General features: G+C 57.7%; 20 protein-coding genes. 8 read left to right on the top strand and 12 right to left on the bottom strand.

Features of this window, described 5'->3' with window-relative positions:
• Positions 1 to 47: 47 nt before the first annotated feature.
• Positions 48 to 1,304 (top strand): HDOD domain-containing protein, encoded by a 1,257-nt coding sequence (locus tag HFN16_RS06905; protein WP_168890057.1) that lies wholly within the window; start codon positions 48 to 50, stop codon positions 1,302 to 1,304.
• Positions 1,305 to 1,421: 117 nt separating this feature from the next.
• On the opposite strand, the gene glnD is transcribed toward HFN16_RS06905, so the two are convergent.
• The 4 genes from glnD to HFN16_RS06885 all read right to left on the bottom strand — a co-directional run bounded on the left by glnD (position 1,422) and on the right by HFN16_RS06885 (position 6,855).
• A complete protein-coding gene (gene glnD, locus HFN16_RS06900; RefSeq protein WP_168890056.1) occupies positions 1,422 to 4,022 on the bottom strand; it encodes a [protein-PII] uridylyltransferase in 2,601 nt (866 codons plus the stop codon).
• Between the two features lie 3 nt (positions 4,023 to 4,025).
• Positions 4,026 to 4,667, bottom strand: coding sequence for a hypothetical protein (locus tag HFN16_RS06895; protein ID WP_210772242.1), 642 nt, complete (start codon positions 4,665 to 4,667; stop codon positions 4,026 to 4,028).
• A 492-nt stretch (positions 4,668 to 5,159) separates the two neighbouring features.
• Positions 5,160 to 5,498 (bottom strand): P-II family nitrogen regulator, encoded by a 339-nt coding sequence (locus HFN16_RS06890; protein ID WP_168890054.1) that lies wholly within the window; start codon positions 5,496 to 5,498, stop codon positions 5,160 to 5,162.
• 154 nt (positions 5,499 to 5,652) lie between these two features.
• Positions 5,653 to 6,855: an ammonium transporter gene (locus HFN16_RS06885; protein ID WP_168890053.1), complete on the bottom strand. Its 1,203-nt coding sequence runs from the start codon at positions 6,853 to 6,855 to the stop codon at positions 5,653 to 5,655.
• Between the two features lie 276 nt (positions 6,856 to 7,131).
• On the opposite strand from HFN16_RS06885, the gene HFN16_RS06880 reads away from it, so the two are divergent.
• Positions 7,132 to 7,581: a hypothetical protein gene (locus HFN16_RS06880; RefSeq protein ID WP_168890052.1), complete on the top strand. Its 450-nt coding sequence runs from the start codon at positions 7,132 to 7,134 to the stop codon at positions 7,579 to 7,581.
• Between the two features lie 84 nt (positions 7,582 to 7,665).
• On the opposite strand, the gene HFN16_RS06875 is transcribed toward HFN16_RS06880, so the two are convergent.
• Positions 7,666 to 8,112 (bottom strand): PaaI family thioesterase, encoded by a 447-nt coding sequence (locus HFN16_RS06875; RefSeq protein ID WP_168890051.1) that lies wholly within the window; start codon positions 8,110 to 8,112, stop codon positions 7,666 to 7,668.
• Between the two features lie 439 nt (positions 8,113 to 8,551).
• Positions 8,552 to 10,534: an acetate--CoA ligase gene (gene acs / locus HFN16_RS06870; RefSeq protein ID WP_168890050.1), complete on the bottom strand. Its 1,983-nt coding sequence runs from the start codon at positions 10,532 to 10,534 to the stop codon at positions 8,552 to 8,554.
• A gap of 483 nt (positions 10,535 to 11,017) precedes the next feature.
• On the opposite strand from acs, the gene HFN16_RS06865 reads away from it, so the two are divergent.
• Both HFN16_RS06865 and HFN16_RS06860 read left to right on the top strand, forming a co-directional pair.
• Positions 11,018 to 11,518, top strand: coding sequence for a hypothetical protein (locus tag HFN16_RS06865; protein ID WP_168890049.1), 501 nt, complete (start codon positions 11,018 to 11,020; stop codon positions 11,516 to 11,518).
• Positions 11,519 to 11,651: 133 nt separating this feature from the next.
• Complete coding sequence (locus tag HFN16_RS06860) at positions 11,652 to 12,845, top strand: patatin-like phospholipase family protein (protein WP_168890048.1); 1,194 nt, start codon at positions 11,652 to 11,654, stop codon at positions 12,843 to 12,845.
• 10 nt (positions 12,846 to 12,855) lie between these two features.
• Here HFN16_RS06860 and HFN16_RS06855 read toward each other — a convergent pair whose 3' ends face one another.
• From HFN16_RS06855 to HFN16_RS06835, 5 genes are all read right to left on the bottom strand, one after another.
• A complete protein-coding gene (locus HFN16_RS06855; RefSeq protein ID WP_168890047.1) occupies positions 12,856 to 13,233 on the bottom strand; it encodes a hypothetical protein in 378 nt (125 codons plus the stop codon).
• 128 nt (positions 13,234 to 13,361) lie between these two features.
• A complete protein-coding gene (locus tag HFN16_RS06850; RefSeq protein ID WP_168890046.1) occupies positions 13,362 to 14,246 on the bottom strand; it encodes a FlxA-like family protein in 885 nt (294 codons plus the stop codon).
• 77 nt (positions 14,247 to 14,323) lie between these two features.
• Entirely contained in the window at positions 14,324 to 15,016 is a 693-nt protein-coding gene (locus tag HFN16_RS06845; protein ID WP_168890045.1) for a transporter substrate-binding domain-containing protein, read from the bottom strand.
• A gap of 162 nt (positions 15,017 to 15,178) precedes the next feature.
• Positions 15,179 to 15,973, bottom strand: a complete 795-nt coding sequence (locus HFN16_RS06840) for a transporter substrate-binding domain-containing protein (protein WP_168890044.1) — start codon at positions 15,971 to 15,973, stop codon at positions 15,179 to 15,181.
• 57 nt (positions 15,974 to 16,030) lie between these two features.
• Entirely contained in the window at positions 16,031 to 16,798 is a 768-nt protein-coding gene (locus HFN16_RS06835; RefSeq protein WP_168890043.1) for a transporter substrate-binding domain-containing protein, read from the bottom strand.
• A 124-nt stretch (positions 16,799 to 16,922) separates the two neighbouring features.
• Here HFN16_RS06835 and HFN16_RS06830 point away from each other — a divergent pair, with 124 nt between their 5' ends.
• From HFN16_RS06830 to HFN16_RS06815, 4 genes are all read left to right on the top strand, one after another.
• Positions 16,923 to 19,628, top strand: a complete 2,706-nt coding sequence (locus HFN16_RS06830; protein WP_168890042.1) for a bifunctional acetate--CoA ligase family protein/GNAT family N-acetyltransferase — start codon at positions 16,923 to 16,925, stop codon at positions 19,626 to 19,628.
• A gap of 277 nt (positions 19,629 to 19,905) precedes the next feature.
• The gene (locus tag HFN16_RS06825) at positions 19,906 to 20,994 is read left to right on the top strand and encodes a glycosyltransferase (RefSeq protein WP_168890041.1); all 1,089 of its coding nucleotides are present in this window, start codon (positions 19,906 to 19,908) and stop codon (positions 20,992 to 20,994) included.
• Positions 20,995 to 21,031: 37 nt separating this feature from the next.
• Positions 21,032 to 21,646 carry a CPBP family intramembrane glutamic endopeptidase gene (locus HFN16_RS06820; protein ID WP_168890040.1) on the top strand — a complete coding sequence of 205 codons (615 nt, stop codon included), beginning with the start codon at positions 21,032 to 21,034 and terminating at the stop codon, positions 21,644 to 21,646.
• 124 nt (positions 21,647 to 21,770) lie between these two features.
• Positions 21,771 to 24,437: a PAS domain-containing sensor histidine kinase gene (locus HFN16_RS06815; protein ID WP_168890039.1), complete on the top strand. Its 2,667-nt coding sequence runs from the start codon at positions 21,771 to 21,773 to the stop codon at positions 24,435 to 24,437.
• Here HFN16_RS06815 and HFN16_RS06810 read toward each other — a convergent pair.
• Positions 24,434 to 25,639, bottom strand: a complete 1,206-nt coding sequence (locus HFN16_RS06810) for an amidohydrolase family protein (protein WP_168890038.1) — start codon at positions 25,637 to 25,639, stop codon at positions 24,434 to 24,436. The two genes, HFN16_RS06815 and HFN16_RS06810, sit on opposite strands and share 4 nt — an antisense overlap.
• Positions 25,640 to 25,681: the final 42 nt, after the last annotated feature.

Below are 25,681 nucleotides of genomic sequence, written 5' to 3'. Positions count from 1 at the left end.
ATCCATGTGAATCTGCTATCTCTATATATATCCCCGAAGGACCTATCATGACAGAAGACAGAGCCTACGAATCAATATTCATCGCCCGCCAGCCCATTTTCGACTCTCATAACGAAACATGGGGCTACCTGATGCTGTTCCGCGACAGCGACGATGCGGATCGCGCAGTCATCAGCGACAACTCCGAAGCCACCATGAATCTGGTAGCCAATCTCCCCTTGTGCGGCGGCCTCGGCGGCGACAAGGCCCGACTCATGATCCACTTCACACCCGAAGACGTCATTCGCGGCACCCACCATGCGATCCCCTGGAGCAATACGGTTGTCATCCTCGAAGAACTCGACGACGCCAGCCCGGAACTGCTTGGCGCCTTGCGCGACCTCAAGGAAGGCGACTACGAAGTGGCCGTAAACAATTTCGAAGGCAAACCCGGCTGCGAACCGCTGGCCGAACTGGCCGACATCCTCATTGTGGATGTGGAAGGCAAATCCGACGCCGATCTGGTCCAGATCATGGCCAAAGGCAAAAAGATTGGCTCGCCCATGACCATCGCCAAGCGCGTGGAAACCGCCGACGATCTGGCCCGGGCCAAGGAAGTCGGTTTTGACCTGTTCCACGGTTTCTTCTTCAAGCACCCGCGCACCGAGTCCGGGCGCAAGATCACGTCCTCGGAAGCCACCCGCCTCAAACTTTTCGAGATTATCGAAAAAGAAGAGCCGGACTTTGATTCTCTGGCTCCGGCCATTGAGGCGGACGTCTCCATCAGCTATCGGCTGCTCAATTTTCTGAACTCGGCCAACTTCAGCTTTGCCACCACGGTCACGTCCATCAGACAGGCCGTTGTCCTCGCGGGCTGGAAGCCCATCCGCAACTGGCTCAGGCTCATCATCCTCACGGACATGACCCCGTCCGAGAAGAGCAAGGAGCTCGCCTACCTGTCTGCCCATCGCGCCAAGCTTTTCGAGACTGCGGCTCTGGGCGGCGGCTACGAGGACGAGTCCGACAAGCTCTTCATGCTCGGCCTCTTCTCCCTGCTCGGCGCCATGCTCGACACCGACATGGAGACCATTGTCGAACAGCTCCCTGTGGATGATCAGATCAAGGCCGCCCTGTGCGGAAAGGTGAACCGCTACTCCCTCTGGCTCGATCTGGCCCGCGCCATCGAGCAGTCCGACTGGGACGAAGTAGGCGTCACCGCCAAGGAGCTCAACCTCCTGCCCGGCACCGTAGCAGTCAGCTACCAGCATGCCTTCACATGGGCCGACGCATTCTTCGCCGAAGCGCCCAAAGAGCCCGTTCAATAGGATTATTGTTTCCAAAAAACGCGAGGGCCATTCCAGTCGTCACTGGGATGGCCCTCGTTTTTTGGGCTGCATGCAAAACCAACGAGTTGAACCTGCTCTCCCACAGGTTCGCCCCTTCTATGCTTCTGCAGCAGCCAATAAATCCTTTCGGATGTCGCTCAGACGCTCCTGATCAGTGATCTTGCCACCAACCTCGTCACGAACATGGAAAATATCTGCTGCACGCCCTTTGATGGTCGTGATCTTGGCGAGGTGAATGGACACCCGGTGCGCCGCAAGGGTGCGGGCCATGTCAAAGAGGAACCCTGTCCGGTCCGTGGCCGCCACCTCTATAAGGGTGTAGAAATCGCTGGAGTCGTTATCCACGGAAACGATGGGCTTGAGCTTGGGACCGTGGCGATCCTTGTGCAAGGGCGACTTGCGTCGATCCTCCAAGCGGGAGGCAATGTCCAGCTTGTCGACCATGGCGTAGGAGATGGAACGGGAGATGCGCGCCCACACTTCATCCGGATACAGATTCTCCGGCGGGGACGTCACGGTGAACACGTCTACGGCGGTACCGTCCTTCCAGGTAAAGAGATCAGCGGCGAGGATGCTCAACCCATGCAGTGAAATGGCTCCGGCCAGAGTCGCAAACAGACCGGGCTGGTCCAACGCCGCAATGGTCAATTGATAGGTGCCGGATGCCCTGCCCGGGGCGACCTCGATGAGATTCACGCCCTTGCCCGCAATGCGCGACGGCTTGCGGATGCGGTCCTGCGCCACGGCGTCCCACAACTTTTTCACCTGCCGGGCGTGGGCGACCAGCGTCTCGGCATCCAGCGCAAGAAACGCACGGGGCGGCATGGCATTGAGCGCCGCATCCAGAAATTCGGGGTCCAGTCCGTGCTCCAGTGCCAGCACCTCTCCCCTGACAGTCTTCAAGCGACGAGTGCCATCTGGCGCGGCCAACGAACCTTGATCCAACAGATGGCGAACCTTGAAGTAGAGCTCGGCGAACAGGGATTTGGTCCAGTTGTTCCAAGCCCGCGGACCAGTGGCCATGGAGTCGGCCACGGACAGCAGGTAGAGCATGTTCAACCGCTCCAGCGAGCCGACAACGCCCGCTACCTCAGCAGCCACCCGCTCGTCAGAAAGATCACGCCGTGTGGCGGCCTTGGGGATGAGCAGATGCTGCTCCACGAGAAAAGCCACGTCGTCGATCTGCTCCATGGGCATACCGAACCGGGTCAACACCTCCCGAGCGATACTGCCGCCAGCTATGGAATGGTCGGGCTCGTCCTTGCCCAGATCATGGAAGAATCCGGCGAGGATCAACACCTCTGGAGCCTTGATCGTCGACGCAATTTCAACGGCCCATGGCTCGGAATTTCCATGCAGGAATCCCGACATGCGCGAGATGGTCTCCAGGGTATGCCGCCCCACTGGGTGGACATGGTAGTCATTGAACTGAATCAGATGCTCCACATCGCCGAACTCCGGGAAGATGGCAGGCAGCAGACGGGTCTCGAGTAACCCGTCGCAAGCAACATCTGCATGCTCCGAGGTAAAAATCTCCACCAGAGAGTTGAGCGTTTCGGGGCGGTCAATCAGACCGCTGGCGTAACGCCCGGGATACTGCCGGATGAGTCGGCGCGCACGCCATGTCAGGGGCAGCCCTGTCCGGGCAGACTCGCTGAACGCAGTCAGTACATTGTCCGGGGATACGGCTGACTGACTCTTGAAATAGATGCCTCGCGGCCCTGCGCCGAGGTTGGGCGCTGCAACCGCAACCGGCGCGGCCGACTGAGGGAAGCCCTCCTGAAACAAGGTCTCACGCATGGCCTTGATGCGGGTCATGGCCTGATGCAGACGGGACAGGAAGAACTCGACGCCCCGGCCGGTGTCCTTGGGCGAGCCATCCCGCGCAGCAAAACCCATGAGGCGCGCCGTGGGCGGCTGGAGATCAAAAAAGAGACGGTCGTTCTTGCGTCCGGCGGAAAGATGCAGCGCAGTGCGCACGCGATTGACGAAAGCCTGATCTTCGCGCAGTCGGGCCAGCTCTTCGGGAAGGAAGACCGGCTTCTCACCCATGGCCGACATGACGCGTGACAGCCAGAAAACCTGCTGTCCGTCCCGCAGACCACCCAGCCCGTTCTTCAATTCGGGCTCGAGCATTCCTGTGGAATCTCCATACTGGTCAGCGCGGGTGACGTTGTGGGCGCGCAGACTTTCGGCAAAGTCATGGCCCCGCTTTTTGAGCACCTTTTTGTCAAAGGCGTCCCGAAATGCATGAAAAACCTCGGCATCTCCGGCCAGCGGCCTCGCATCCAGCAGGGAAGCCAGCACCTGAAAGTCTTTTTTGGCCAACGAGGTGCAGTCCGAAATGGTGCGAACACCGTGGCCGAGATCGAGATTCAAATCCCACAAAGGAAAAAGGAGCGCTTTGACGAATGCCTCGGCGGCGCGGGGGATACGTCGCTTGAAGAGCAGAAGAACATCGATGTCCGAACCGGGACACAGGCGCCCGCGGCCGTAGCCTCCCACCGCCACCAGCGCAAAGGAGAACGGCTGCTTTCCGGCCTCGAGGACACGCTCCCCGAAGTAGCCGTCCACCAGATGGGTGTGTTCCCATGCAAAGCCACCCACCGAACCTTCCTTGGCACGCTCCCACAGGGCGAGACGGGCCGCTTTCAATCGCTTGGCGGATTCGGGGAGATGACTGTCAGGCTGGGTCATAGGCTACTGCTTGATGATGATTCGTGGCTTATCCAGTTTCAGGGGCGAACCGTAAATTCTGAGTTCCGTAATCTTCACTTCATCGTCGTTGTGGACCTTGACGATGATGTTGCGGGTGATCTCACCCACGAAAAACGTGTGGTCCGATCCGTGCTGCTTGATGTCCACATTTTCGGCAACCGGGATGCGGTCGGCAAAGATATCTACAGTGGCGTTGTGCTTCTTGCCGATGTTGTCATGGGCCTTGAACACGATCTTATCCACATAGGCAAACTGACCAAGGCTGTAGATGTGCTCCTTTTCGCCACCGGGGCAACGGGAGCCGCCAATGCATACGCCAGTGTATTTGGCGATCATGCCCGCCTCAATCTCCTGCTGTTCTTCCAGCCGGGTCTGCTCTGCCTCTTTGCGAGCCTGCTCAAGGCGCACCTTTTCCATTTCAATGGCGCGCTCCTGATCGAGCCTGGCCTGCCGTTCGCGGGCGTCCATCTGCTGCTGTGGCGAGAGGCGGGTCCACTCCTCTTCGGTCATGTTCAGAGGATAATGGGCGCACCCCGCAAGGAGCAGCGCGACCATAAACACAGGGATAATTCGGGCGATGATGTTCTGCATGGTGAAATTGATATCACATGTCATGCCATTCATGTGCAAGCCCGGTATGCCGCTTGTGACATACTTTACCCCTTTGTCAGCCATTTATGTCTGCCCGCAGTCCGGGCAGCGTTGGTGCAGGTCGGACAACAATTGCGCACACAAGAAAAAATGGGGCGGCCCGCCGGGAGGGTTTGGTTCAGGTGCCCCGGCGGGCCGTGCCGCCCCAGTTTGGGGTCTGGGGCGGCTGCCGCTCTTGCGGCGTGATTCGGTCGGCTGCCTGCTCGGGACTCTCAAACCGCTCAGGGGTGGACCGATTCCAGCCCGGTCTGGGATGATGACCGGACAAATGGGAGTTGGTGAGGTTACGGGTTACGGGTTATGGCAAAGTTGTATCATCCCATTCTGCGCCTTCAGCGCGGAGTTGGTTGTGCCAAAGGCACAGAACGGGATTCCCGAGGCACTATGCCTCAGGCCGGATGCAGGGTGGGAAGCCCTGCTAATCCGATTTTGATCCCGCCAAAAGGCGGCATCCTTTCCTCTTCACTAGATGGCATCATCGCCGGTCTCACCGGTGCGGATTCGGACAACCTCTTCCACGGGTGAAACAAAGATCTTGCCGTCGCCGACCTGACCGGTCTGGGCAGCCTTGGTGGCAGCCTCGACGACTTCGGAAGCGAAATCGTCCTCGACAACCACGTCGATCTTGATCTTGGGGACAAAGTCCACCTGATATTCTGCGCCGCGGTAGACTTCCTTGTGTCCACCCTGGCGTCCGAAGCCTTTGACTTCGTTCACAGTCATACCCTTCACGCCGATGCCGGTCAGGGCCGTCCGAACCTCATCGAGCTTGAAGGTCCGGGTGATGATTTCAATCTTTTTCATATCTGCATCTCCTTGGGAGAAGTTTTGTTCCAGGTTGGCGAGGGTGGTTAGAGTGCAAGGCGCGAATCAAGCTCAAGACCGACGCGTACTCCTCGTACGCAAGGGTTTGAGGTTGATGAGCAACGCGACAATCGGGCCTCCATCGCCTAGCTGACTACCACTGATAGCCGGTTTCAGAATGCTCAGCGATGTCCATGCCCTTGTCCTGCTCTTCGTCAGAAGCCTTGAGGCCGATGGTGGCGTCGACAACCTTGAAGATGATGAAGGTCATGGCGAAACAGAATGCCCAGGTGGCGACCACGGAAACGAACTGGATCCAGAGCTGGTTGGCGTTGCCTGCGATGAGGCCTTCAGCGCCCACAGTGGCGAATACGCCAGTGACCAGAGCGCCGTATGTGCCGCCAAGACCGTGGATACCGACCACATCGAGGGCGTCATCGTAACCGAACTTGTTCTTGAGCATGATGCCGCCGTAGCAGATGACGCCTGCGCCCAGACCGATGACGATGGCCCACATGGGGGTCACGAAACCGGCAGCCGGGGTGATGGCGACCAGACCCGCGACTGCGCCGGATGCGGCACCCAGAGTGGTGGCTTTGCCGCCGTGCATCCACTCTGCAACGATCCAGGAGAGGGCTGCGGCTGCGGTAGCCATGTGTGTGGTGACGAATGCGTTGGCTGCAAGGCCATCAGCAGCCAGAGCGGAGCCGGCATTGAAGCCGAACCAACCGAACCAGAGGATGCCTGCGCCCAGAATGGTCATGGGCAGATTGTGCGGGATAAAGGCAGTGGAGCCATGGCCTTTGCGCTTACCGATGAGGATGGCGCAACACAGTGCCGCGGCACCGGAGCTCATGTGAACGACTGCGCCGCCAGCGAAGTCAAGAGCGCCCATTTCACCCATCCAGCCGCCGCCCCAGACCCAGTGGCACATGGGGGCGTAGACCAGGATCAGCCACAGGGCCGAGAACACCATGAAGCCGGCAAACTTCATGCGTTCGGCGAATGCGCCTGAGATCAGTGCGGGGGTGATGACTGCGAACATGCACTGGAAAATCATAAAGGTCAGGTGAGGCAGATTGTCTGCCGGGGAATTAAGGTTGTCCATTCCCACACCATTCAGGAACGCGAAGTCCAGACCGCCGATGAGGCCGCCGATATCGGAACCGAAGGAGAGAGAATAACCACAGATAGCCCACAGTACGGACACCAATCCCAGCATGATGAACGACTGCATGATAGTGGCAAGGACGTTTTTCGAGCGGACCAGACCGCCGTAGAACAGAGCCAGGCCCGGGGTCATGAACATGACCAGGGCAGCACAAATAAGGATGAAAGCGTTGTCTACAAGATTCATTGAATACCTCCGAGCCCCACTATGTGCAAAACAGATGCCAACTTTTTTTGGCTGTTTTCCTTGGTTTTATACAAAAATGAACTTCTTTAGATTGACAAAAGTGCAAATTTGAATCGAAAAATGCTAAAATTGTAATTTTTGACCATTACATATTTGATAGGAGTGTATAGACACTGGCGAGGCTCAGGACAGCTCAGGAGGGGCATTTGACCATCGACCTTGAGGAGAGTATATTAATAGTTAATGATTCCGCAGACTCCAGTCGGGAGGATGACCATGACTCGTTGGAAGTATGCATTAATTGTCTTTCTTGTAGTAAGTACGGCGGGCATTGCTGCCCTCACGCTCGACTACACCGATACCTATGTGGCCAATCGGTTCCACAAAGCGCTTGCCAGTGACCGCTACGATCACGACAAGCCCTTTTCCCTCGATAGCTTCCTGGAATATTACGACTTTGACGAGGTCTGTGTGGTCACCCACGACACGCCCTACCCCGAACTGAAGACACAGTTCGGCATGCCCTTCAAGCACCACCAGGTCGACGAAGAAACGTGGTGTCTGCTCTTCGTGAAGGAATATTTCGTTGTGGCCGAGATCCATATCCCCCGTTCGGAATTGGAAAAGCCTTCTGAACTGACGGTCAACTGCTTCAAGCGCTGGGAAGCCATTGTCGAAATCATCGAAGAGGACGGAGCCAAGCGTCTGGAGTTCGTTGGAAACTAGTTTTGGTCAAAATCAACGCAAAAAGCCGCCCTTGAGGCGGCTTTTTTATTAAATATGGTCTCGCCATGGACCAAAACGGTCACATCACCGCTCAATCACCGTCTCATACTGATCCGTGATGACGCGATATTCACCCCGAACCACGGTACACTTCTTTCCATCCTTGTTGATGATGGCTCCTGAAAGTTTGATAGAACCTTTCTCAAACGACTTCACCTTGCAGGCGATGGTGACAGGCTCACCGATGTAGACGGGTCGGAGAAAACGAAAACTCGCATTGATGGTGACAGCCTCCTTCACGCCGGTCTGGGCATACCCTGTCCACCACATGGCTTCATCGAGGAGTCCCATCTGCATGCCACCATGGAAGACGTGGCCCTGCCCCTGAAATCGCTGCTCCGGGACATACTCGCAGACCACTTCCCCGGCCTCCTTGTCGTGCTTGAACTTGAGATTAAGCCCATCAGCATTGTCAGGGCCGCAGAAGAAGCAATGCCCATCTTCAAATGGATTCTCGATATATTCGCTCATAGTTGTCTCCATCGTGTTTGCTGCACCGTAAGCACATCAGCCAACCATAGCAACTGGTGCAAAGAATCCCCTTGCGGGGCCCTTTCGCCGGGGAGGCGTCTTCGACGACCTAAGAACCTTTTGTAAAAGGTTCTCAGGAATCTCCAAAACTTTCTATCGCTCGCTTCGCTCGAGGCCAAACGTATTTAAAAAACTGTCTCTACCTAACTTTGCGGCGGCAGCCGCAGACGGGATTCCAAAGGCCCTCGGCCTTTGGCCAGGTGCGCGTCAGATCTTAGCGAGTCTTCGAGCTTTAGAGCTGTCGACAGCAGCGATAGGGCGGGAAGCCCTGCTAGTTCATTCTTCATCCCGCCGCAGGCGGTTCCACCCTCCCATCTCCCAAAAGCGAAGCCCCGCACCTTTCGGTACGGGGCTTCTATCTCTCTCTGAAAGGCTTCGGCTAGCTGACCAAATCCTTGTTTCCTTCGACCAGATCGGTCACGACACCCGGATCGGCGAGTGTGGAGGTATCACCGAACTCGTCGGAACCTTCAACGATCTTGCGGAGCACTCGACGCATAATCTTGCCGGAGCGGGTCTTGGGCAGACCGTCTGCGAACTGGATGAACTCGGGAGTGGCGATGGGGCCGATTTCCTTGCGCACCCAAACCTTGAGTTCCTTCATCAGATCGTCGTCGGGCTCGATGCCGGACTTAAGGGTGACGTAAGCGTAAATGGTCTCGCCCTTGATGTCGTGCGGCATACCGACGACTGCGGCTTCGGCCACGTCGGCGTGGGCCACGAGGGCGGATTCGATCTCTGCGGTACCCATGCGATGACCGGAGACGTTGATGACGTCATCAAGACGACCCATGATCCAGAAGTAGCCGTCATCGTCCACGCGGGCGCCGTCACCGGCTTCGTAGGCTCCGGGGAACCCGGCGAAGTAGGTGGACTTGTAACGCTCGGGGTTGCCCCAAACATTGCGGAGCATGCCGGGCCACGGCTTGTCGATGATGAGGTGCCCGCCTTCGTTGGCATCGGCAGGAGAGCCGTCGCGGCGAACGATCTTGGCGGAAATGCCGGGCAGCGCGCGAGTGGCGGAACCGGGCTTGAGCGGGGTGGCGTACGGCAAGGCGGAGATCATGATACCGCCAGTCTCGGTCTGCCACCAGGTATCCACGATGGGCAGCTTACCGCCGCCGATGTTGTTGTGGTACCAGAGCCATGCTTCGGGGTTGATGGGCTCACCGACCGAACCGAGCAGACGCAGCGAGGAGAGATCGTAATGCTTGGTCCACTCTTCGCCTTCACGCATGAGGGCGCGGATAACGGTAGGTGCGGTGTAGAAAATATTGACCTTGAACTTGTCCACGATCTGCCAGAAACGGTCCGGCTTCGGATAGGACGGAACGCCCTCGAACATCACGGAGGTGGCGCCCAGAGCGAGGGGGCCGTACACGATGTAGGAGTGACCGGTGATCCAGCCGATATCAGCTGTACACCAGTAAACGTCGTCGTCTTTCACGTCGAACACGTACTGGGTGGTGTGGGCTGCGTAAGTCAGGTAGCCGCCGGTGGTGTGCAGCACACCCTTGGGCTTGCCGGTGGAACCGGAGGTGTAAAGGATGAACAACGGATCTTCGGATTCCATCTCTTCACAGGGACAATCGGAAGTGATGTCCTCGGCGGTCATCTCGTCGTGCCACCAGGAGTCGCGGCCTTCGACCATGTTGATCTCGTTGCCACCACGCTGAACCACGATGCACTGCTCAACAGAGGGACAATCCTTGAGAGCTTCGTCAGCGTTGGGCTTGAGCGGGATGGTCTTGCCAGCGCGCAGAACGGCGTCGGCAGTGACGAGCACTTTGGCCTCGGCATCTTCGATGCGGGACTGGAGCGCAATGGAGGAGAAACCTGCAAAGACGATGGAATGCGGTGCACCAAGGCGGGTACAGGCGAGCATGGCAATGGCCAGCTCGGGAATCATGGGCATGTACAGGGAAACACGGTCGCCACGCTTAACGCCTTTCTTCTTGAGGACGTTGGCGAAGCGGCACACCTCGGTGTGGAGCATCTGGTAGGTGTAGACGCGGGTGTCTTCTTCGGGCTCACCCTGCCAGATGAGGGCTGCCTTGTTGCGGCGGCCATCGGTGAGATGACGGTCCAGGCAGTTGTAGGAGACGTTGGTCTTGCCGCCTGAGAACCACTTGAATTCGGGTTTGTCGTAATCCGCTTCCAATACCTTGTCGAAATCGGAGAACCAGGAAAGAAGGTCATTGGCGCGCTCGCCCCAGTAGGTTTCGGGGTCGTTCAGGGCGCGCTCGTTCTCGGCCTCGTAATCTTCCATGGACTTGATCCAGGCCTGGCCCTGCATATCCGCATCCGGCTGAAATATCTGTCCTTCTTTTTGCAAACTCTCGATTTTCTTCTCTTCGCTCATGATCTCTCCTGACTTCGTTGATCTTCTCTCTCGTGAAATCCATTTGAGGACGGACCGCAACCCGCTCACGGGCTGACCGGCCGTGGCAGCTGGTGCCACGTTGGATGAGTAACATTTATAGAAAGGCGGACGCAACCGTGATCATTTTTAGGTGAACGGTCCCGAATCGGCCGGTGAACGGTTGGACTTCGACGAGAGGTCAGGGATGCACACGGTGAATGGTTGGTTATTTCCGTGAACGGCAGAAGTCGAATTGGAATGGATAAATTGGTAAATCAAAAAACCAGTCAATAGGAAATGTCATCATTCTCACGCCTAATGGATATCCGGCCACACCCGTAGACGGTTTGGCGCAAAAACAGGGCTTACGCTGACAGCGGTTTCGGGGAACGGCCCCGTAAATAGCTTTCGCCGAGCGGTCAGATTGCCCGGCGAAAGGAAATGCAAACGGTCTCAATCAACCCATTCCAAGGAGGAATATTCATGACCAAATGCAAAATCTCCCTGTTGTCTCTGGCTCTGCTCATGCTGCTGTGCGGCGTGGCACAGGCTCAGACCACCTGTTTTGGCGCACAGGGTGGCACCGTAGTGCCCGGACTTCTCACCTATTACAGTTCCACCACCGCTAATGCGGCAAGCCACTTGTACGTTTCAAACGTGTCGGGCAGCAATGTAACATGTAAGGTGACTGTGTTCGACAAAGACGGCAACGACGTTACCGCCTCCTATTCACAGGTATTCAGTGGCGGAACCAACGTGTCTACCGGCACCGGTACCTTTGACCTGCCTGCCGGTTCCACCCGCATGTACCGCTTCAAAACGTCTCAGGGTGGCGGCAGCATTTACGCATATGCGCTGATCGAATGGAAATCAGACGATCCGAGACTGCGCAAGGCCCTGGTCGCCATGCACTATCGCCAGCAGGCTATAGGCTCTTCCTACCAGATGTCTGACACCTCCGTGAACGGCGGCATGCCCTTCTAACCAACCACCTCAACCAAAGGCGCGACAATAGACATGTCGCGCCTTTCTTATATCGGGACAAACAAACCAACTTGGCAGCCCCCGCCTAGTGGCTTATAGCTACCGAGTAGCACCCACCTTGGGCGGAGACATCATGAAATACATTTCCCGAATACATCTTTGCACACATATCGCGATGGCCTTGCTCTTGATGACCACAATGGCTGGTTGCGGCCTTAAACGACAGGCCGTGCCAGTGGAATTGCAACATGAAGCGGTCATGCCGGATTTCGATGAGATCCGTTTCTACGGCGATACTGTTTTCAAGGCCCCGGAAGAGATGGCCGAAGACTGGAAAAAAGGCGCTGCCCTGTATGCCAATGACGAGCCGCTCATTTTTCTGAGCCTGTCCGGTGGCGGTGCTGATGGCGCCTTTGGAGCCGGATTCCTTTCCGGGTGGTCGGCCCGCGGAGACCGTCCCGAATTCCGAGTGGTATCAGGCGTGTCCACCGGCGCACTCATTGCGCCCTTTGCCTTCCTCGGGCCGGAATACGACAATCTCGTGGAGATGTTCTACACCACCTTCGACACAGACAAGATCGCCAAGATGCGCCCCATTGGCTCGGCGCTGGCCGGGGATTCCCTCATGACCACCGAGCCCCTGCGCCACCAGCTCAAGACCTTTGTGACTGCAGAGGTCATCCGCAAGATCGCCAAGGCCCACCGCAAAGGGCGGCGGTTATTCATCGGCACCACCAACCTCGACGAGATGCGGCCCGTGTATTGGGATATTGGCGAGATTGCCCAGTACGACAACCCCAAGGCGCACCAACTCATTCGCGACGTCATTCTCGCCTCGGCCTCGGTGCCGGTGGCCTTCCCGCCCGTATATTTCCATGTGGAAGCAGACGGCGTCACTTATGATGAAATGCACGTGGACGGCGGCGTCACCAATCAGGTGTTCGCCTACCCCGTGTCTGTTCGACTGGGGGAAGTGATGGAAAAGATGGGCGACACCCGAAAGGTGAAGCTCTACATCATCCGCAACGACGCGCTGGTGTCCAGCGGCATTCAGGTGGAGCCGACGCTGAACGCCATCGCCACCCGGTCACTGGCAGGACTGATCCGTAATCAGGGGATCGGCGACCTCTATCGGATGTACGCCACAGCGCAACGGGATGGTGTGGACTACAATCTCGCCTTTATCCCGCCCTCCTTCAATGAGGAGTCCGACGAGATGTTCGACCCGACATACATGAAGAAGCTCTACCGCGTGGGATTCAAGATGGCCATGGGCGACAATCCCTGGCACAAATGCCCACCAGAAGATCTCGCTCCGCACCATTAAACGGAGCAGTTCAAGGTCTCAGCAGCCACTCCAGGGCCGAATCCATGGTCGTGAACCAGCGAAAGGAAAAGCTCCGGTTGACTGCCAGGGATTCGAGACGGGAATAATGGGCCTTGTTGCTCAACCCCGAAAGGACCGCCGTTCGATTGCCGATCAGATTTCTGCCCTTGATCAGTATATCGTCCATGAACGCGATGAGATCATGATAGTCTAAGCCGGCATAGTCGACTTTTCGAGAATCAACCAACACCCTTCTCAGACCGCTCTCATCCAACTCCTTAATGTAGGACAGGTAATAGGACCTGAACTCATCAAAGGACGCAGGGCTTCCTTGCGATTCGATCAGCAAATAGTCCCCCATGGGGATTACTTTGAACGTTATGGGCATAGGGCTCTTCTCCACTTATCAAAATACGTGTGTGGGGTGAGCCTTGTCAAACATGTTATAGTACATGAATAAGGCGCGGCAACGTTCTGTTGCCGCGCCTTGTGCGCTTTCATGTTGGATCAGATAATCTAGAAAGATGCCACGCTGTTACCGAAGCCGTTGGCTCGAGTACCACCGCCGATGGCCTGGCCAGACTCCTTGAGCTGTTCCTGCTGGACCTTCACGAGCTGATCATTCAGCTCCATGAGCTGGGCCTGCTTCTGCTGGAGTTGGCTGTTCTTTTCCTTTTCGGACAGAGTGTCGTTCTTTTCCAGTTCCTTGATCTCTTCCTCGAGCTTCTCGATCTGTTCCTTGAGGCGATCTATGGTCTGGTCAGTGGTGGAAGTGGCCTCTTCCTTGGTTTCCTGCTTGGGCTGCATGGCTTCGGAAGAGATGTTGATTTCTCCATCCTGCTCGGCGAACTCCGCATTCTGGAAGATGGATTCGATCTCGTTCTCGAGCTTCAGAGCCTGCTTCTCCTGTTCCGGAGTCAGCTCTTTATTGGCGTAGATGGAGTCCAGTTCCTTGAACAGGGCATCGAGTCGCTTCTCGTCTTCAGCGGACAACCGAAGTTCCTCTTCCACCGGGAACATGGAGTCCAACTCGGTAAAGATGACATCAACGCGCTGCTCCTGATCCGAGGTCAACTCCTTGCCCGAGCCGAAGATGGTGTCCAACTCATCGAACAATGCGTTGGCGCGCTGCTCCTGCTCGGGAGTCAGGCCAAAGGCCTGCCCCATGCTCAAGGTGAGCCCTTTCTCGGCCTCGCCTTTCGCGTTGTTGGAATCGCCGGAATTCTCCGGGGCAATCAGTGCGCGAGCCTCAGGGGAAATGGTGACGATGTCACCGCCCTGATTCGGGTTGCGAGCTTCCTGTCCCTGTTCCTCAACAGTTTTCTCCAAAGCCGGAGCCTGTCGAACATTCAGAGAATCAGTAAATTGAGAGACCTGTGAAATGCTGGATTCAAAAACCATGTGAGTTCCTCCTGTCGTGGAACATTACCTTCCCTAAACAGGACATTCGGCAGGAGAACGAATAACTTTAGGGGTTATCAACGATATTTGTTGATAATGCGCTCGCAGGTGCCGTCTTCCTTCATTTCCTTGAGGGTGTCGGCAAAGGCGTCGGCCATTTCACGGGACATGGTTTCCTTGGAAAAAGCGAGGTAGGATTTGACCGAATCTAGAACGAGCGGCTCACCGTCCGGCCCACGGACAATGGACACGATATGCCCAGAGGCGCGCTCCTTCAGAAAATACTGCGCCAGCGCCAGATCGGACAGGAACACATCGATCCGCTTCTCCAGCAGCTTGAAAAAATTGGTCTCAATGGCCGGAGCGGTCTCAATGGATTCAAACTCCGCATTATCAAGGAATTCCTTGAGTTCCGGGCCGTAGTAATACCCGAGCCCCAGACCAAGGCGGACTTCCGGATAATCGGTCCGGTCGCGGGAGAAGCCAAAGGATTCACCTGCCCGCTTGAGCATGACCGTGGTCTCCATGACCAGATGCTCATCCGGGAAGTAGAACCATTTCCGCCGCTCGACGTTTTCCACCATATAGAAAATGGCGTCGGCATCGCCGAAGCGCGTCATGTGGACCGCCCGTTTCCACGGAATGATGTTGACCGTCGCGGTGTGTCCCATACGGCGCAGCCCTTCACGCACCAAATCGACACCGAAACCGGTAATCTTGCCGCCTTGTTCAAATGCAATGGGAGGAGAATGAAGGGTGACTATGCGCAACTCGTCTGCGTGCGCCTTTGGTGCAAGCAGACAAATCAGAATCAATATGAGCCCAAAGAAATACCGCATGGAACGACGATAACCAAATACAAGAAAAGGGGATATGATTCTTTTCCCCCCAAGATCGGAGGAACTCTTACCGGGAAATGAACACCTTCCCTACTACTGCTCCTCAAATTGGATATCCAAACTCATCACGTTGTAACGCTTGAGGATTGTATAGTATGTGCCGTCCGCCTTAATAGCCTTGAGTGCTTCGGAAAACCGCTTGGCCAAATCTTTGGAGGAGGTCTTTTTGGAAAAGGCAAGGTAGGTGGGAGCTCTGCTGAACACGATCTCATGCCCCTCTTCGTCGACCAGAGTTTCCAGACGGTACACCATACCGTGCCTTCTGGCGGAGTAGACGGCCGGGATTTTGTCTGCCAGCACGACATCCACTCTGCCAGCCAGCAGTTTCTCCAGGCTCCGCTCCACGGTAGGAGCAGGATCGATCTTCTTGAAAGGATTCTTCGCAATGATTTCGTCCACCGGAGAGCCGTAGATAAAGCCGGCCCCCACACCGAGCCGAATGGACTCCGCGCCGGAAAAGTCCTGACCAAGCCGAACGTTGGTGTCGTCAGCCTTGAACCCGACTGTTCGCTCCAGAACGAGCGGTTCCTCAGGAAAATGCAGGTATTCCTCCCGCTCGGTAGACTTGAGGGCTTTGAAGATGGCGTCTGCCTGACCGACGCGCACCATTTCCAATCCCCACTTCCACGGCACAATGGTAATCTCCGCCTCGTAGCCGATCCGGCCGAGCCCTTCCCGCACAAGGTCGGCCGCGATGCCTTCAACACGGTCATCAACTTCATACCCATAGGGCGGGCCGTATAACGTAACGACACGCAATGACTGCGCATGAGCAGCCGGAACATGAAGGCAGAACAAGAAAAGGAAGATTCCAAGAAGGTATCGCATGGAATCAACTATAGCCCATGCAACAGCATGGAGACATGATTATCGTGGAGTCAACGACTACTTGCCGCCGAAGATGGCATCATAGGTACCGTCCCGCTTTATCTCCCTGAGCGTTTCGGTAAAACGGGCGACCAGCTCCGGCATCACGGTCTTTTTGGAGAAGGCGAGGTAGTTGTCATCCGTCACATAGACGACTTCCCGGCCCTGACGATCAGTGGCGACCTCCACCTTGTCCTCCAGTCCAAGCTGCCGTGCCGTATGCCATCCCACAACCTTGTTGACGAAGAGAAGATCGATCCGATCTTCCATGAGTTTCTTCATGTTCTGCTGGGTGGTGATGCCGTAATCCACCTTGGCAAAGCGGGCGGCCTTGAAGTTTTTGTCAAACGCTTCACCATAGGAGAACCCTAGACCGATACCCGTCCGCAGGCCCTGCGCATCTGTGAAATCCACCGATACGGCAGCCTCCGATCCCTTACGTCGAAAGGCAACCACCTCGCCGACATCCAGCGGCTCGTCGGGAAACAGCATGTAGCCTGTGCGATTCTCTGTCAGCGAAGCCCGAAAGATGGCATCTGCCTCGCCATTCTTAACCATCTGCAAACCCCGCTTCCAGGGAATCATGGCAAATTTGCCTTCGATGCCCATGCGACGGAACGCCTCCCGGACCACTTCGGTGGCCATGCCAGCCACGTGCCCATCCTCCTCATAATTATAAGGGGGGCTGGGGATGGTCAGGACAAACAGCTCCTGCGCCCCGGCAACCGACGGGGATAACAAGAAAAATGTAAGGAGCAAGGCAGCACACAGTCGTATCATGATCATACATAATGTCAGGTCAGTGTTGTTATTACCAGTATATTCTAGGTTACATTACGTTGTTGCGCCCTATGGGCAAAAAAAGGTAATCTCACAAGAATACGACACCATACTCAAAGCACGAGGCAGCATGAGCGTCATCAATCTCGAATATCTGTTCAAGCCGAAGTCCGTCGCGGTCATCGGCGCCACCAATGATCCCCGGAACGCAGGCAATATCGTCATGCGCAACATCATGGCAGGCGGCTTCATGGGCCCGGTCATGCCGGTCTCCAATCAGGCCGAGGCCATCGCAGGTGTGCTGACCCACAAATCCGTCAAGCATTTGCCCAAGTCGCCGGATCTGGCCATTGTCTGCTCGCCGCTGGACGAGGTGCCGGAGATCATCCACTCCCTAAAGGAGCGCGGCACCCGCGGCGCCGTCCTCATGGGCTCCGGTTTTGCCTCCATGTCACCGGAGGAGCGGCTGGACATCAAGTCCACCATCCTGTCCATCGCCAACACCCCGGACATCCGCCTCATCGGGCCAAAATCCCTTGGCTTCATGGTGCCGTCCCTGAATCTCAACGCCTCGCTGGCACACTCCGACCTGAAGCCCGGCAAGGTGGCCTTCATCTCCCAGTCCGACTCCCTGTTCGCCACGGTCCTCGACTGGGCGCGCGCCAAGGGCATCGGTTTTTCCCACATGATCGCGCTGGGCAGTCGCATCGACGTCTCCTTTGCCGATATTCTCGACTATCTCGGGTCGGACCCGCTGACCCGCTCCATTATGCTCTATGTTGAGTCCATCAAGGATGCCCGCGAGTTCATGTCCGCGGCCCGCGCCGCCTCGCGCAACAAGCCGGTGCTGGTCATCCGCCCCGGGCAGGCGCTGGATACGGTCCTCGCCGACCTCAAGCTCAAGGAAACAGGCGACCACCGTCTGGTGGATGCGGTCTACGACGTGGCCTTCCGCCGCGCAGGCATGTTGCGCGTGGAGAACATCGACGGCCTCTTTGACGCAGCCCAGACACTGGGTACGCCCAAGGCGGTATACGGAAAGAAGCTCGCCATCCTGACCAACGGCACCAGCGCCGGCATTCTCGCGGCAGACCGCCTGCTGGCGGGCGGTGGCGAACTGGCGGAACTGTCTGACACCACCATTGAGGCCATCGATAACATTTTGGGCGCCGAAAGCTGGTCCCGCTCCAATCCGGTAGACATACCGTTCAACGCCAACGGCAAGGCATACTCAGATGTGCTCAAGCTGCTGCTCAAGGACAAGGGGTCCAACGGCATCCTCGTCATGCACGTACCGTGGACGGCCCAGCCCGATGTGGAGGTGGCCGAAGCCCTGACCGAATCCCTGAAACGGGTCAAACGCATGGTCCTGACCGCATGGCTCGGCTCCGGCGCAGCCGACGAATCCCGCGAAGTCTTCCGCAAGGCGGACATCCCGACCTATGATTCGCCCACCCACGCAGTCCGCGCATTCCTTTACATGGCCGAATACCTGCGAAACCAGGAACTGCTCATCGAGACACCGGATTCCCTGCCCACAGACTTTTTCCCGGACACGAACGCAGCCCGGTCCATCGTGGCCAAAGCGCTGGACGAAGGCCGCGAGTCGCTGACCGAGCCCGAGGCCAAGGACATCCTCGCCGCCTACGGCGTGCCCGTGGTGGAGACCCGCATCGCGGTTTCGGCCAAGGAAGCGGTCATTGCGGCCGACGCTCTCGGCTATCCCGTGGCCCTGAAGCTACGCAGTCCGCAGATTCCCCAGCCCTATGACGTGGGTGGAGTGCTCCTTGATCTGGAGACGCCTGAACGCGTCTGGGAAGGCGCGGCCTCGATTCTGGCCCGCTGCACCCGCGAGCGGCCCGACGCCTATATCGAAGGCTTCACGGTCCAGAAGATGGGTCGTCGCCCCGGCGCGCATGAGCTGTTCATTTCCGGCAACGTGGACCCCGTCTTCGGCCCGGTTCTCTCCTTCGGCCATGGCGGCATGGCCCGCGAGATGATTCAGGACACGGCGCTGACCCTGCCGCCGCTCTCCATGTCGCTGGCCAAGGAACTTGTCGGGCGTACCCGCATCGCCACCCTGCTGGAAGGCACCCCTTCCCAGCTCCCGGCCGACGTGGACGACATCTGTCTGACCCTGATCCAGATTTCCCAGCTCATCGTGGATGTGCCGCAGATCACTTCCATTGACATCAACCCCCTCTACGCCGACTCCGAAGGCGTGTTGGCGCTGGGCGGCAAGATTGCCATTGCTCCGTTCAAGGGCGAAGGCGAGGCCCGTCTCGCCATCCGGCCCTACCCCCGCGAACTGGAGGAGATCGTCAGCCTCAAGACCGGCCGCAAAGTCACGCTCCGTCCCATTCGTCCCGAGGACGAGGACACGCACCGCGCCTTCCTTGCCAGCCTGTCCGACGAGGATCTTCGGCTCCGCTTCTTCGGCGTGGTGCAGCGCGATTTCGACCACAAGGACATCGCCCGCTTCACCCAGATCGATTACGACCGCGAGATGGCCTTCATCGCATCCGCCCCGGACGAGGATGGCAACCTCGAAACCCTCGGCGTCATGCGCACCAACACCAAGCCGGACAACACCGAGGCGGAATTCGCCATCGTGGTCCGTTCCGACCAGAAGGGCGGCGGACTTGGCTCGCTGCTGTTCGACAAGGGTATTCGCTACACCAAGGAGCGCGGCACCAAGGTGCTCTCCGGCCAGACCATGATCGAAAACAAGGCCATGCAAGGGCTGTCCAAGAAGTTCGGTTTCGTGGTCACCCCCGATCCCCATGATGAAGATCTGGTGGAAATGATATTGGATATGGAGAAGGTCGGGGAGTAGAAATCAGAATGGGAAATCGGCCTTCGGCCTCCATTGTCAGGTGACTTCGCCTCCGGCGGCCAAAGGGCTGTACCCTTTGGAATCCCATTCTGCGACTAACGTCGCAAGACCGTGTAAATTAAATATCCAAACTCGCAGGACCTCGAGCGAAGCGAGCAATAAAAAGTTTAGGAGGGTGTCGGGAACCCTTTACAAAGGGTTCCTGACCCGTCGGAGACGCCTCTCCGGCGAGGAGGCTCCCGGCAGGGCCGCCGGAGGCATCAAATAAAAGGAATACATGCCGTTACCTGAAGCGATATATCACCACACCGGACTGGAATCGAGCGGCGGCGCGACGCGCGTGGCGCGTCTGCTCATAGACGGCCTGAAAGAACACAACGTGGAATGCAACCTGAGTTTTGAACTGGGCGAAGGCCCGGACACGGCTGCGATCCTGCCGGATGACTTTGGCCGATATCTGCCCCGGGCTGCCATGGCACATATCCATTGTACCGGGAACTGGCCCGCCCTGCTGGCTTCGGTGCCGAAAAAAGCAAGCTGCGTGATTACACTGCACGATTGCGAATTGTTCACGGGCGGCTGCCCCTATCCGCTGGGCTGCAGCGTGGTGGATGCCGACTGCGCCAACCCTTGTCCGCGCAAATTTCCTGACTCCGAAGAGCTTCGGAAACTCAAACATGAATTGATCCAGCGACTGGACCCGGTGCTGGTGGCACCATCAAGATGGCTGGCGAAACTGGCCAAGATGCACCTGTTCCGAGAGGTGAAGATCATTCCCAATGGCATTCCGTGGCCGGAAGCCCCGCCGAAGAAATCAGAGGCCCGCCGACAACTGGGCATCAATCCGTCAGCCAGGGTGGTCCTGTTCGTGGCCCATGGCGGCACGAGCGCGGCATACAAATCGGGCAGCGCATGGCGCAGGATCTGGGAACAGGTCAAGGCGCAGGTTCCTGAGGCGCTGTGCTTTGCGGTGGGTGGCGACACGGCCGGGCGCGACGGCGATCTGGTCATCTGGCCCTATGTGGAGCGCGACCGACTGGCCCTGCTCATGTCTGCGGCAGATGTGCTGCTGTATCCGACCATGGCGGACAACCACTCGCTGGTGGTGCTGGAGGCCATGAGCCAGGCCCTGCCTGTGGTAGCCTATGGCGTGGGCGGCATACCGGAACAGATAACCGACCGCGAGACCGGCGTCCTGATCGAACCGGAAAACGAAGCCGCGCTGATAGAGGCGGGCATCGAGATGCTCACCTCGCCGGGTGTGGCCCGCGATCTGGGACGAACCGCATTCTCCATGGGACAGCGGCGATTCTCGGCAAAACGCATGGTGGCGGACTACATAAAACTCTACCGAAAGCTGGTCTGATTTTTAACGACCTGAATGAATACGGAAGGAGGAACGGATGCGGATTACATGGATTCTCGTGCTGGCCTACCTTCCCTATTACCTGAACGACTTCGCTAACATATGGGTCACGGACTACACGACGTGGGTGGCTATCGACTACGGAGTGCGCCTCGCCATTCTGGGCTTCCTTCTTGTCATGTGGCGGCGCGGGAGCGTGTCTGCCGATGCCCTCATGGTGCGCCTGCCCAATGTGACGGATGGCCTGTTATGGACTACGGGAACCGCGCTGGCAGCCATGGTCTACCTGTGGATCTCGGAATTCGTCATCCCGGGCTGGCCCAAGGGTTCGCTGGGCGGCGTCCCCATTGACCCGGAATCCCCCCTGTTCGCCTTTGATGCCAGCGTAGGGCTGGTGCTGGTGGGTATCAGCGAAGAAGTGGTCTGCCGTGGACTCACCTTGACCGTCCTGTTGCGGCGATGGGGCACAACCACATCCGCGGTGGTGTCGGCCCTGCTCTTCTCCCTCATGCACTGGTCGCTGTCGGTACATACCCTGACAGATGCCTTTGTTTACGGGCTGTTATTCGTACCTGCCACGCTGGTCACCCGGTCCATCTGGCCTGCTGTCGTGGTTCATTTTCTGGTCAATTACGTGCTCTATTCCCTTTAAAGAAGAAATCGTTACGCAAGTGATACAGGGAATATCCGTCTTCACCTTGCGCTGATCCGCTTTTTCTGCGATTTTGATAGGGCTGGATTTTCCCCTCTATCATCAGCGGAGAACGGGCATCTACATGGACAACGACCATACCAAATCCACGGAAGCGCTTGAAAAAGAGCTGGCCGAAGCCAGAGCGCGAATCCGCGAATTGGAACAACGGATCGCGCCGGATAGCGCGGAGCAGTTAGGCAACGATGTCTTCGAGCATCACCGTCACGCCGTGTTTTACCTTGATCCGTCCAATGGTGATATCCGCTGGGTCAATCTGGCTGCCACCGAGCTGTACGGATACACCCGTGAAGAGATGACCTCCCTCAACGTCTCGGACATCAACATCATGCCCCTCGAGGAAGTGGCCCCGCTCATGAAACAGGTACGGGACCGCCAGCGAAGCCGATTCCTGTTCACCCACCGGCTCAAGGACGGCAGGCTGCGCAATGTCGAAGTCTACTCCGTCCCCATGACCCTCGAAGGGCGTGACATGCTCTGCTCGTTCGTGCGCGACGTCACGGACATGATGGACGTCCAGACCGTGGCCGAGAAGAGCGAGGCCATGCAGAATTCCGTGCTCTCCTCCATGAACTTGGTACCTTTTTCCATGCGCAAGAGTGGTAGCTACGAACTCCTGTATATCGGCGCCACAGTGGAACGCATGACCGGCTATCCCGCCGAACGGTACTATCGTGAACCCGAGCTGTGGCTGTCCCGTATCCATCCCGACGACATCGGCCGGGTGGGTTCGCAGTTCCGCCGCCTGGAAAAGGAAGGCGCGAGCCGATGCGACTTCCGTTGGCAGGTGGCCGACGACTCATGGCGATGGTTTTCCCTGAATATGCGTCACGCACCGTGCGAAGATGGCAATGAAGATTGCATATGCGTCATGGGACTCTGCTGGGACATAACCCAGCGCAAGCGAGTCGAAAAAAAGCTGCTGGAACGCGAAGAGCGGTACCGCACCATCGCGGACTTCACCCATGACTGGGAATTCTGGCTCGGTCCGGAAGGCACATTTCTCTATGTATCGCCCTCTTTCGAGCGCATGACCGGATACCGGCCAGAGGAACTCAAGGCTGACCCGGACCTGCTGTTCAACAGCATCATCCATCCCATGGACCGGGACTATGTCCACAACGCGCTTATCGACGGGTTGCACTCCACCGACACCCTCTCCTTTGATTTCCGCATCGTCACCCGCTCCGGCGAAGTGCGCTGGATTGGGCACGTCTCACAGGTGGTGTATGACGACAAGGGCGACCCCATGGGACGGCGGGCGAGTAACCGCGATATCACCGGCCTCAAGGAGACCGTGCAGGCCCTCAAGGACCGCAACAAATTCATCGACTCCTTCATGGAGAACTGCCCTGCCACCATCTACGCCAAGGATGTGGACGGTCGGTATCTCTTCGGCAATCCCCGCTTCATGGAATACACTGGCCGCCCCGCCCACGAGGTGCTCGGTAAGACCGACTACGGCCTGTTCCGCAATAACATCGCCGAGCAATTCCGCAGCGGAGATACCCGGGTGGTCCAGACCGGCAAACCATTTTTCGAAGAAGTGACCCTCGTCCTGGAGAGCGGCATCGAGCACTGGACCTCCTCCAAGTTCCCCCTCGTCAATGCCGAGGGCCGGACTCTCGGCGTGTGCGGCATTTCCATGGACGTGACAAAATGGCGCGAGACAGAGGTCTCCCTGCGCCAGATGACCCATGCTGTGGAACAATCGCCCGTCTCCATCGCCATGCTGGACACGGCAGGCCGCATCATTTCCGTAAACCCATATTTCTGCACCAAGAGCGGCTATACGGAAAAGGATATCCTTGGTCGCAAGCTCGGTTTCCTTCAGGCGGACGAGGACGATCTGTACGACCGCATCTGGAAGCAGGTACGTGAGGGCAGGGACTGGCACGGGGAAATCCGCAACCGGACCCGCTCAGGCGATATTCTGTGGGAACGGTGTTCCATTTCCTCGGTCCGTGATCCCAACGGGCACATCGTCAACTTCGTGGTGGTCAAGGATGACATCACCGAGCGCAAACGACTGGAGAGGCTGGAAAAGGATGTGGAGCGCATTGTGCGCCACGACCTCAAGTCGCCCATCATGTCCTTCATCTGGGTACCCCGCTCCCTGCGCAAGGCAGAGAACATCACGGAAGAGCAATCCCTCATGCTGGCGGACATGGAAGAATCGGCCCACCGCCTGCTCCGCATGGTCAACCTCTCGCTGGACATCTTCAAGATGGAGGAAGGGTCCTACGAATTCTCACCAGAAGACCTGAACATCATGCGCGTCATCCAGAACGTGCTGCGCGACCTGGCCGGAGCCACCCGAAGCCTCAAAGTGGAAATCAATGTCTTGCGCGACGGCACCTCGGCTTCGGACGGCGAGTGCATGGTTGTACGCGGGGAAGAGCTGCTCACCCACTCCATGCTGTCCAACCTGATCAAGAACGCGGTGGAGGCCTCGGACAAGGGCGACACGGTCACCGTGGATTGCCGTCAGGACAAAGAGAACACCACCGTCCGGGTCCATAATCGGGCCGAAGTACCGGAAGATATTCGCGACACATTTTTCGAGAAGTATGCCACCTCGGGCAAGAAATTCGGCACCGGACTCGGCACCTACTCTGCGCGCCTCATCGCCGAAACCCAGGGCGGATTCATCAATATGAAAAGTGATGCCGAGAATGGCACGACCGTGGAAGTCTCCTTCCCGACCCGGTCCAACGGGGCATGCGATTAACCCGCCAGGTCCACGACCATTCCGTCTTTGATGACCAATGAAGGCCGCCCCAGTGCGGCCAGATCCGTCAGCGGATTTTCCGCGACCACCAGCACGTCCGCCTTCATGCCCGGTTCCAGCAGTCCCCGATCATAGAAGCCGCATGCCATGGCGCTGTGGAATGTTCCCGCTGTAACAATCTGCATCTCTGAAAGCCCGGCCTTGCCGAGGAGCCGCATCTCATTGAGCGGCATTCCGGCCGATGTCCGCCGGTAGGGATGATCATTGCCCAGCGCCACGGTGCCGCCCTGCTCCAAGAAATATCGTACCGGCTCATACAACTGCGGCCCTTCCCACATGGACCGGGAGAACACGTCCAACGTCGGTGTGAGGATAATGCCATCGTTCACCATGCGATCCAGCAGCCGTCGGTATTGCGGGATCACACCACCCTCATCCAGAACCGGGCGTGGCAGGCCCTCGTGTCGCCAACGGTGCGGCACATGCTCCACGGTATGCACGCCCGCGTTAAGAGCTGGCTCCAGCCCGGCGAAATCCTCCACATGGCAACGGACAATCAACCCCTGCTTCCGCGCTTCGTCACAGATGGCTCCAGCCGTAACTGCGTCGAACATGGGCCACTGCTTGTCGAGCACGCCCGGCTCAAAGGCGATCTTGACCATGCCCGCACCGAGATCAGCCAACCGCTGCACCGCTTCTCGCCCCTCTTTTGGCGAAGTAATGATCATGCCGTGTTCTGAACTGTGCACGGGCAACGGATACCCGCCCGGCGGGCACAGTAAGGGGCCTGTGCAGGCAGCGGTGGCAGTGATTCCCGAGGGAGATTGCAGCAGTTCCGGCACCGCCTTCAGCGGAGAGGCGACATCACCGATGGAGGTGACGCCGTGGCGCAGGTAACGCTCCCGCCGCTCCTCATTGTCGTGAATTCGGTGGCAATGGCAATTGATGATGCCCGGAAGGATGAAACCTTTGTCCGGCCCAATGATCTCCCTGTCCCCAACCATGTTGACCGGCACGATATCACTGATGCGGTCGCCGTCCACCAGCAGCGCATAATCAACAAGTGGCGGTGTCCCGTCACCGGAGATGACCGTCCCCTTCACGGCATACAGCTGCGGGGCGCCCAGCGCAGGAACGCCTGTTGTCAGCATGGCCGCGAGGCCTGCCATGGACGAGATAAATGTGCGGCGGGAGAGAGTCATGCCGGTAAACTAGGCCATCCAGAGAAATGGAGCAAGCCATGT

The sequence above is a fragment of the Pseudodesulfovibrio sp. zrk46 genome (assembly GCF_012516435.1).
In the GTDB taxonomy this organism is placed as follows: Bacteria; Desulfobacterota; Desulfovibrionia; order Desulfovibrionales; family Desulfovibrionaceae; genus Pseudodesulfovibrio.
The sequence above is the reverse complement of the archived record's forward strand: the minus strand, read 5'-3'. Positions and strand labels throughout refer to the sequence as shown.

Bases quoted from the DNA above. Each gene is read 5' to 3' on its own strand.
- HFN16_RS06905 (WP_168890057.1), top strand. From the start codon at position 48: ATGACAGAAGACAGAGCCTACGAATCAATATTCATCGCCCGCCAGCCC.
- glnD (WP_168890056.1), bottom strand. From the start codon at position 4,022: ATGACCCAGCCTGACAGTCATCTCCCCGAATCCGCCAAGCGATTGAAA.
- HFN16_RS06895 (WP_210772242.1), bottom strand. From the start codon at position 4,667: ATGAATGGCATGACATGTGATATCAATTTCACCATGCAGAACATCATC.
- HFN16_RS06890 (WP_168890054.1), bottom strand. From the start codon at position 5,498: ATGAAAAAGATTGAAATCATCACCCGGACCTTCAAGCTCGATGAGGTT.
- HFN16_RS06885 (WP_168890053.1), bottom strand. From the start codon at position 6,855: ATGAATCTTGTAGACAACGCTTTCATCCTTATTTGTGCTGCCCTGGTC.
- HFN16_RS06880 (WP_168890052.1), top strand. From the start codon at position 7,132: ATGACTCGTTGGAAGTATGCATTAATTGTCTTTCTTGTAGTAAGTACG.
- HFN16_RS06875 (WP_168890051.1), bottom strand. From the start codon at position 8,112: ATGAGCGAATATATCGAGAATCCATTTGAAGATGGGCATTGCTTCTTC.
- acs (WP_168890050.1), bottom strand. From the start codon at position 10,534: ATGAGCGAAGAGAAGAAAATCGAGAGTTTGCAAAAAGAAGGACAGATA.
- HFN16_RS06865 (WP_168890049.1), top strand. From the start codon at position 11,018: ATGACCAAATGCAAAATCTCCCTGTTGTCTCTGGCTCTGCTCATGCTG.
- HFN16_RS06860 (WP_168890048.1), top strand. From the start codon at position 11,652: ATGAAATACATTTCCCGAATACATCTTTGCACACATATCGCGATGGCC.
- HFN16_RS06855 (WP_168890047.1), bottom strand. From the start codon at position 13,233: ATGCCCATAACGTTCAAAGTAATCCCCATGGGGGACTATTTGCTGATC.
- HFN16_RS06850 (WP_168890046.1), bottom strand. From the start codon at position 14,246: ATGGTTTTTGAATCCAGCATTTCACAGGTCTCTCAATTTACTGATTCT.
- HFN16_RS06840 (WP_168890044.1), bottom strand. From the start codon at position 15,973: ATGCGATACCTTCTTGGAATCTTCCTTTTCTTGTTCTGCCTTCATGTT.
- HFN16_RS06835 (WP_168890043.1), bottom strand. From the start codon at position 16,798: ATGATCATGATACGACTGTGTGCTGCCTTGCTCCTTACATTTTTCTTG.
- HFN16_RS06830 (WP_168890042.1), top strand. From the start codon at position 16,923: ATGAGCGTCATCAATCTCGAATATCTGTTCAAGCCGAAGTCCGTCGCG.
- HFN16_RS06825 (WP_168890041.1), top strand. From the start codon at position 19,906: ATGCCGTTACCTGAAGCGATATATCACCACACCGGACTGGAATCGAGC.
- HFN16_RS06820 (WP_168890040.1), top strand. From the start codon at position 21,032: ATGCGGATTACATGGATTCTCGTGCTGGCCTACCTTCCCTATTACCTG.
- HFN16_RS06815 (WP_168890039.1), top strand. From the start codon at position 21,771: ATGGACAACGACCATACCAAATCCACGGAAGCGCTTGAAAAAGAGCTG.
- HFN16_RS06810 (WP_168890038.1), bottom strand. From the start codon at position 25,639: ATGACTCTCTCCCGCCGCACATTTATCTCGTCCATGGCAGGCCTCGCG.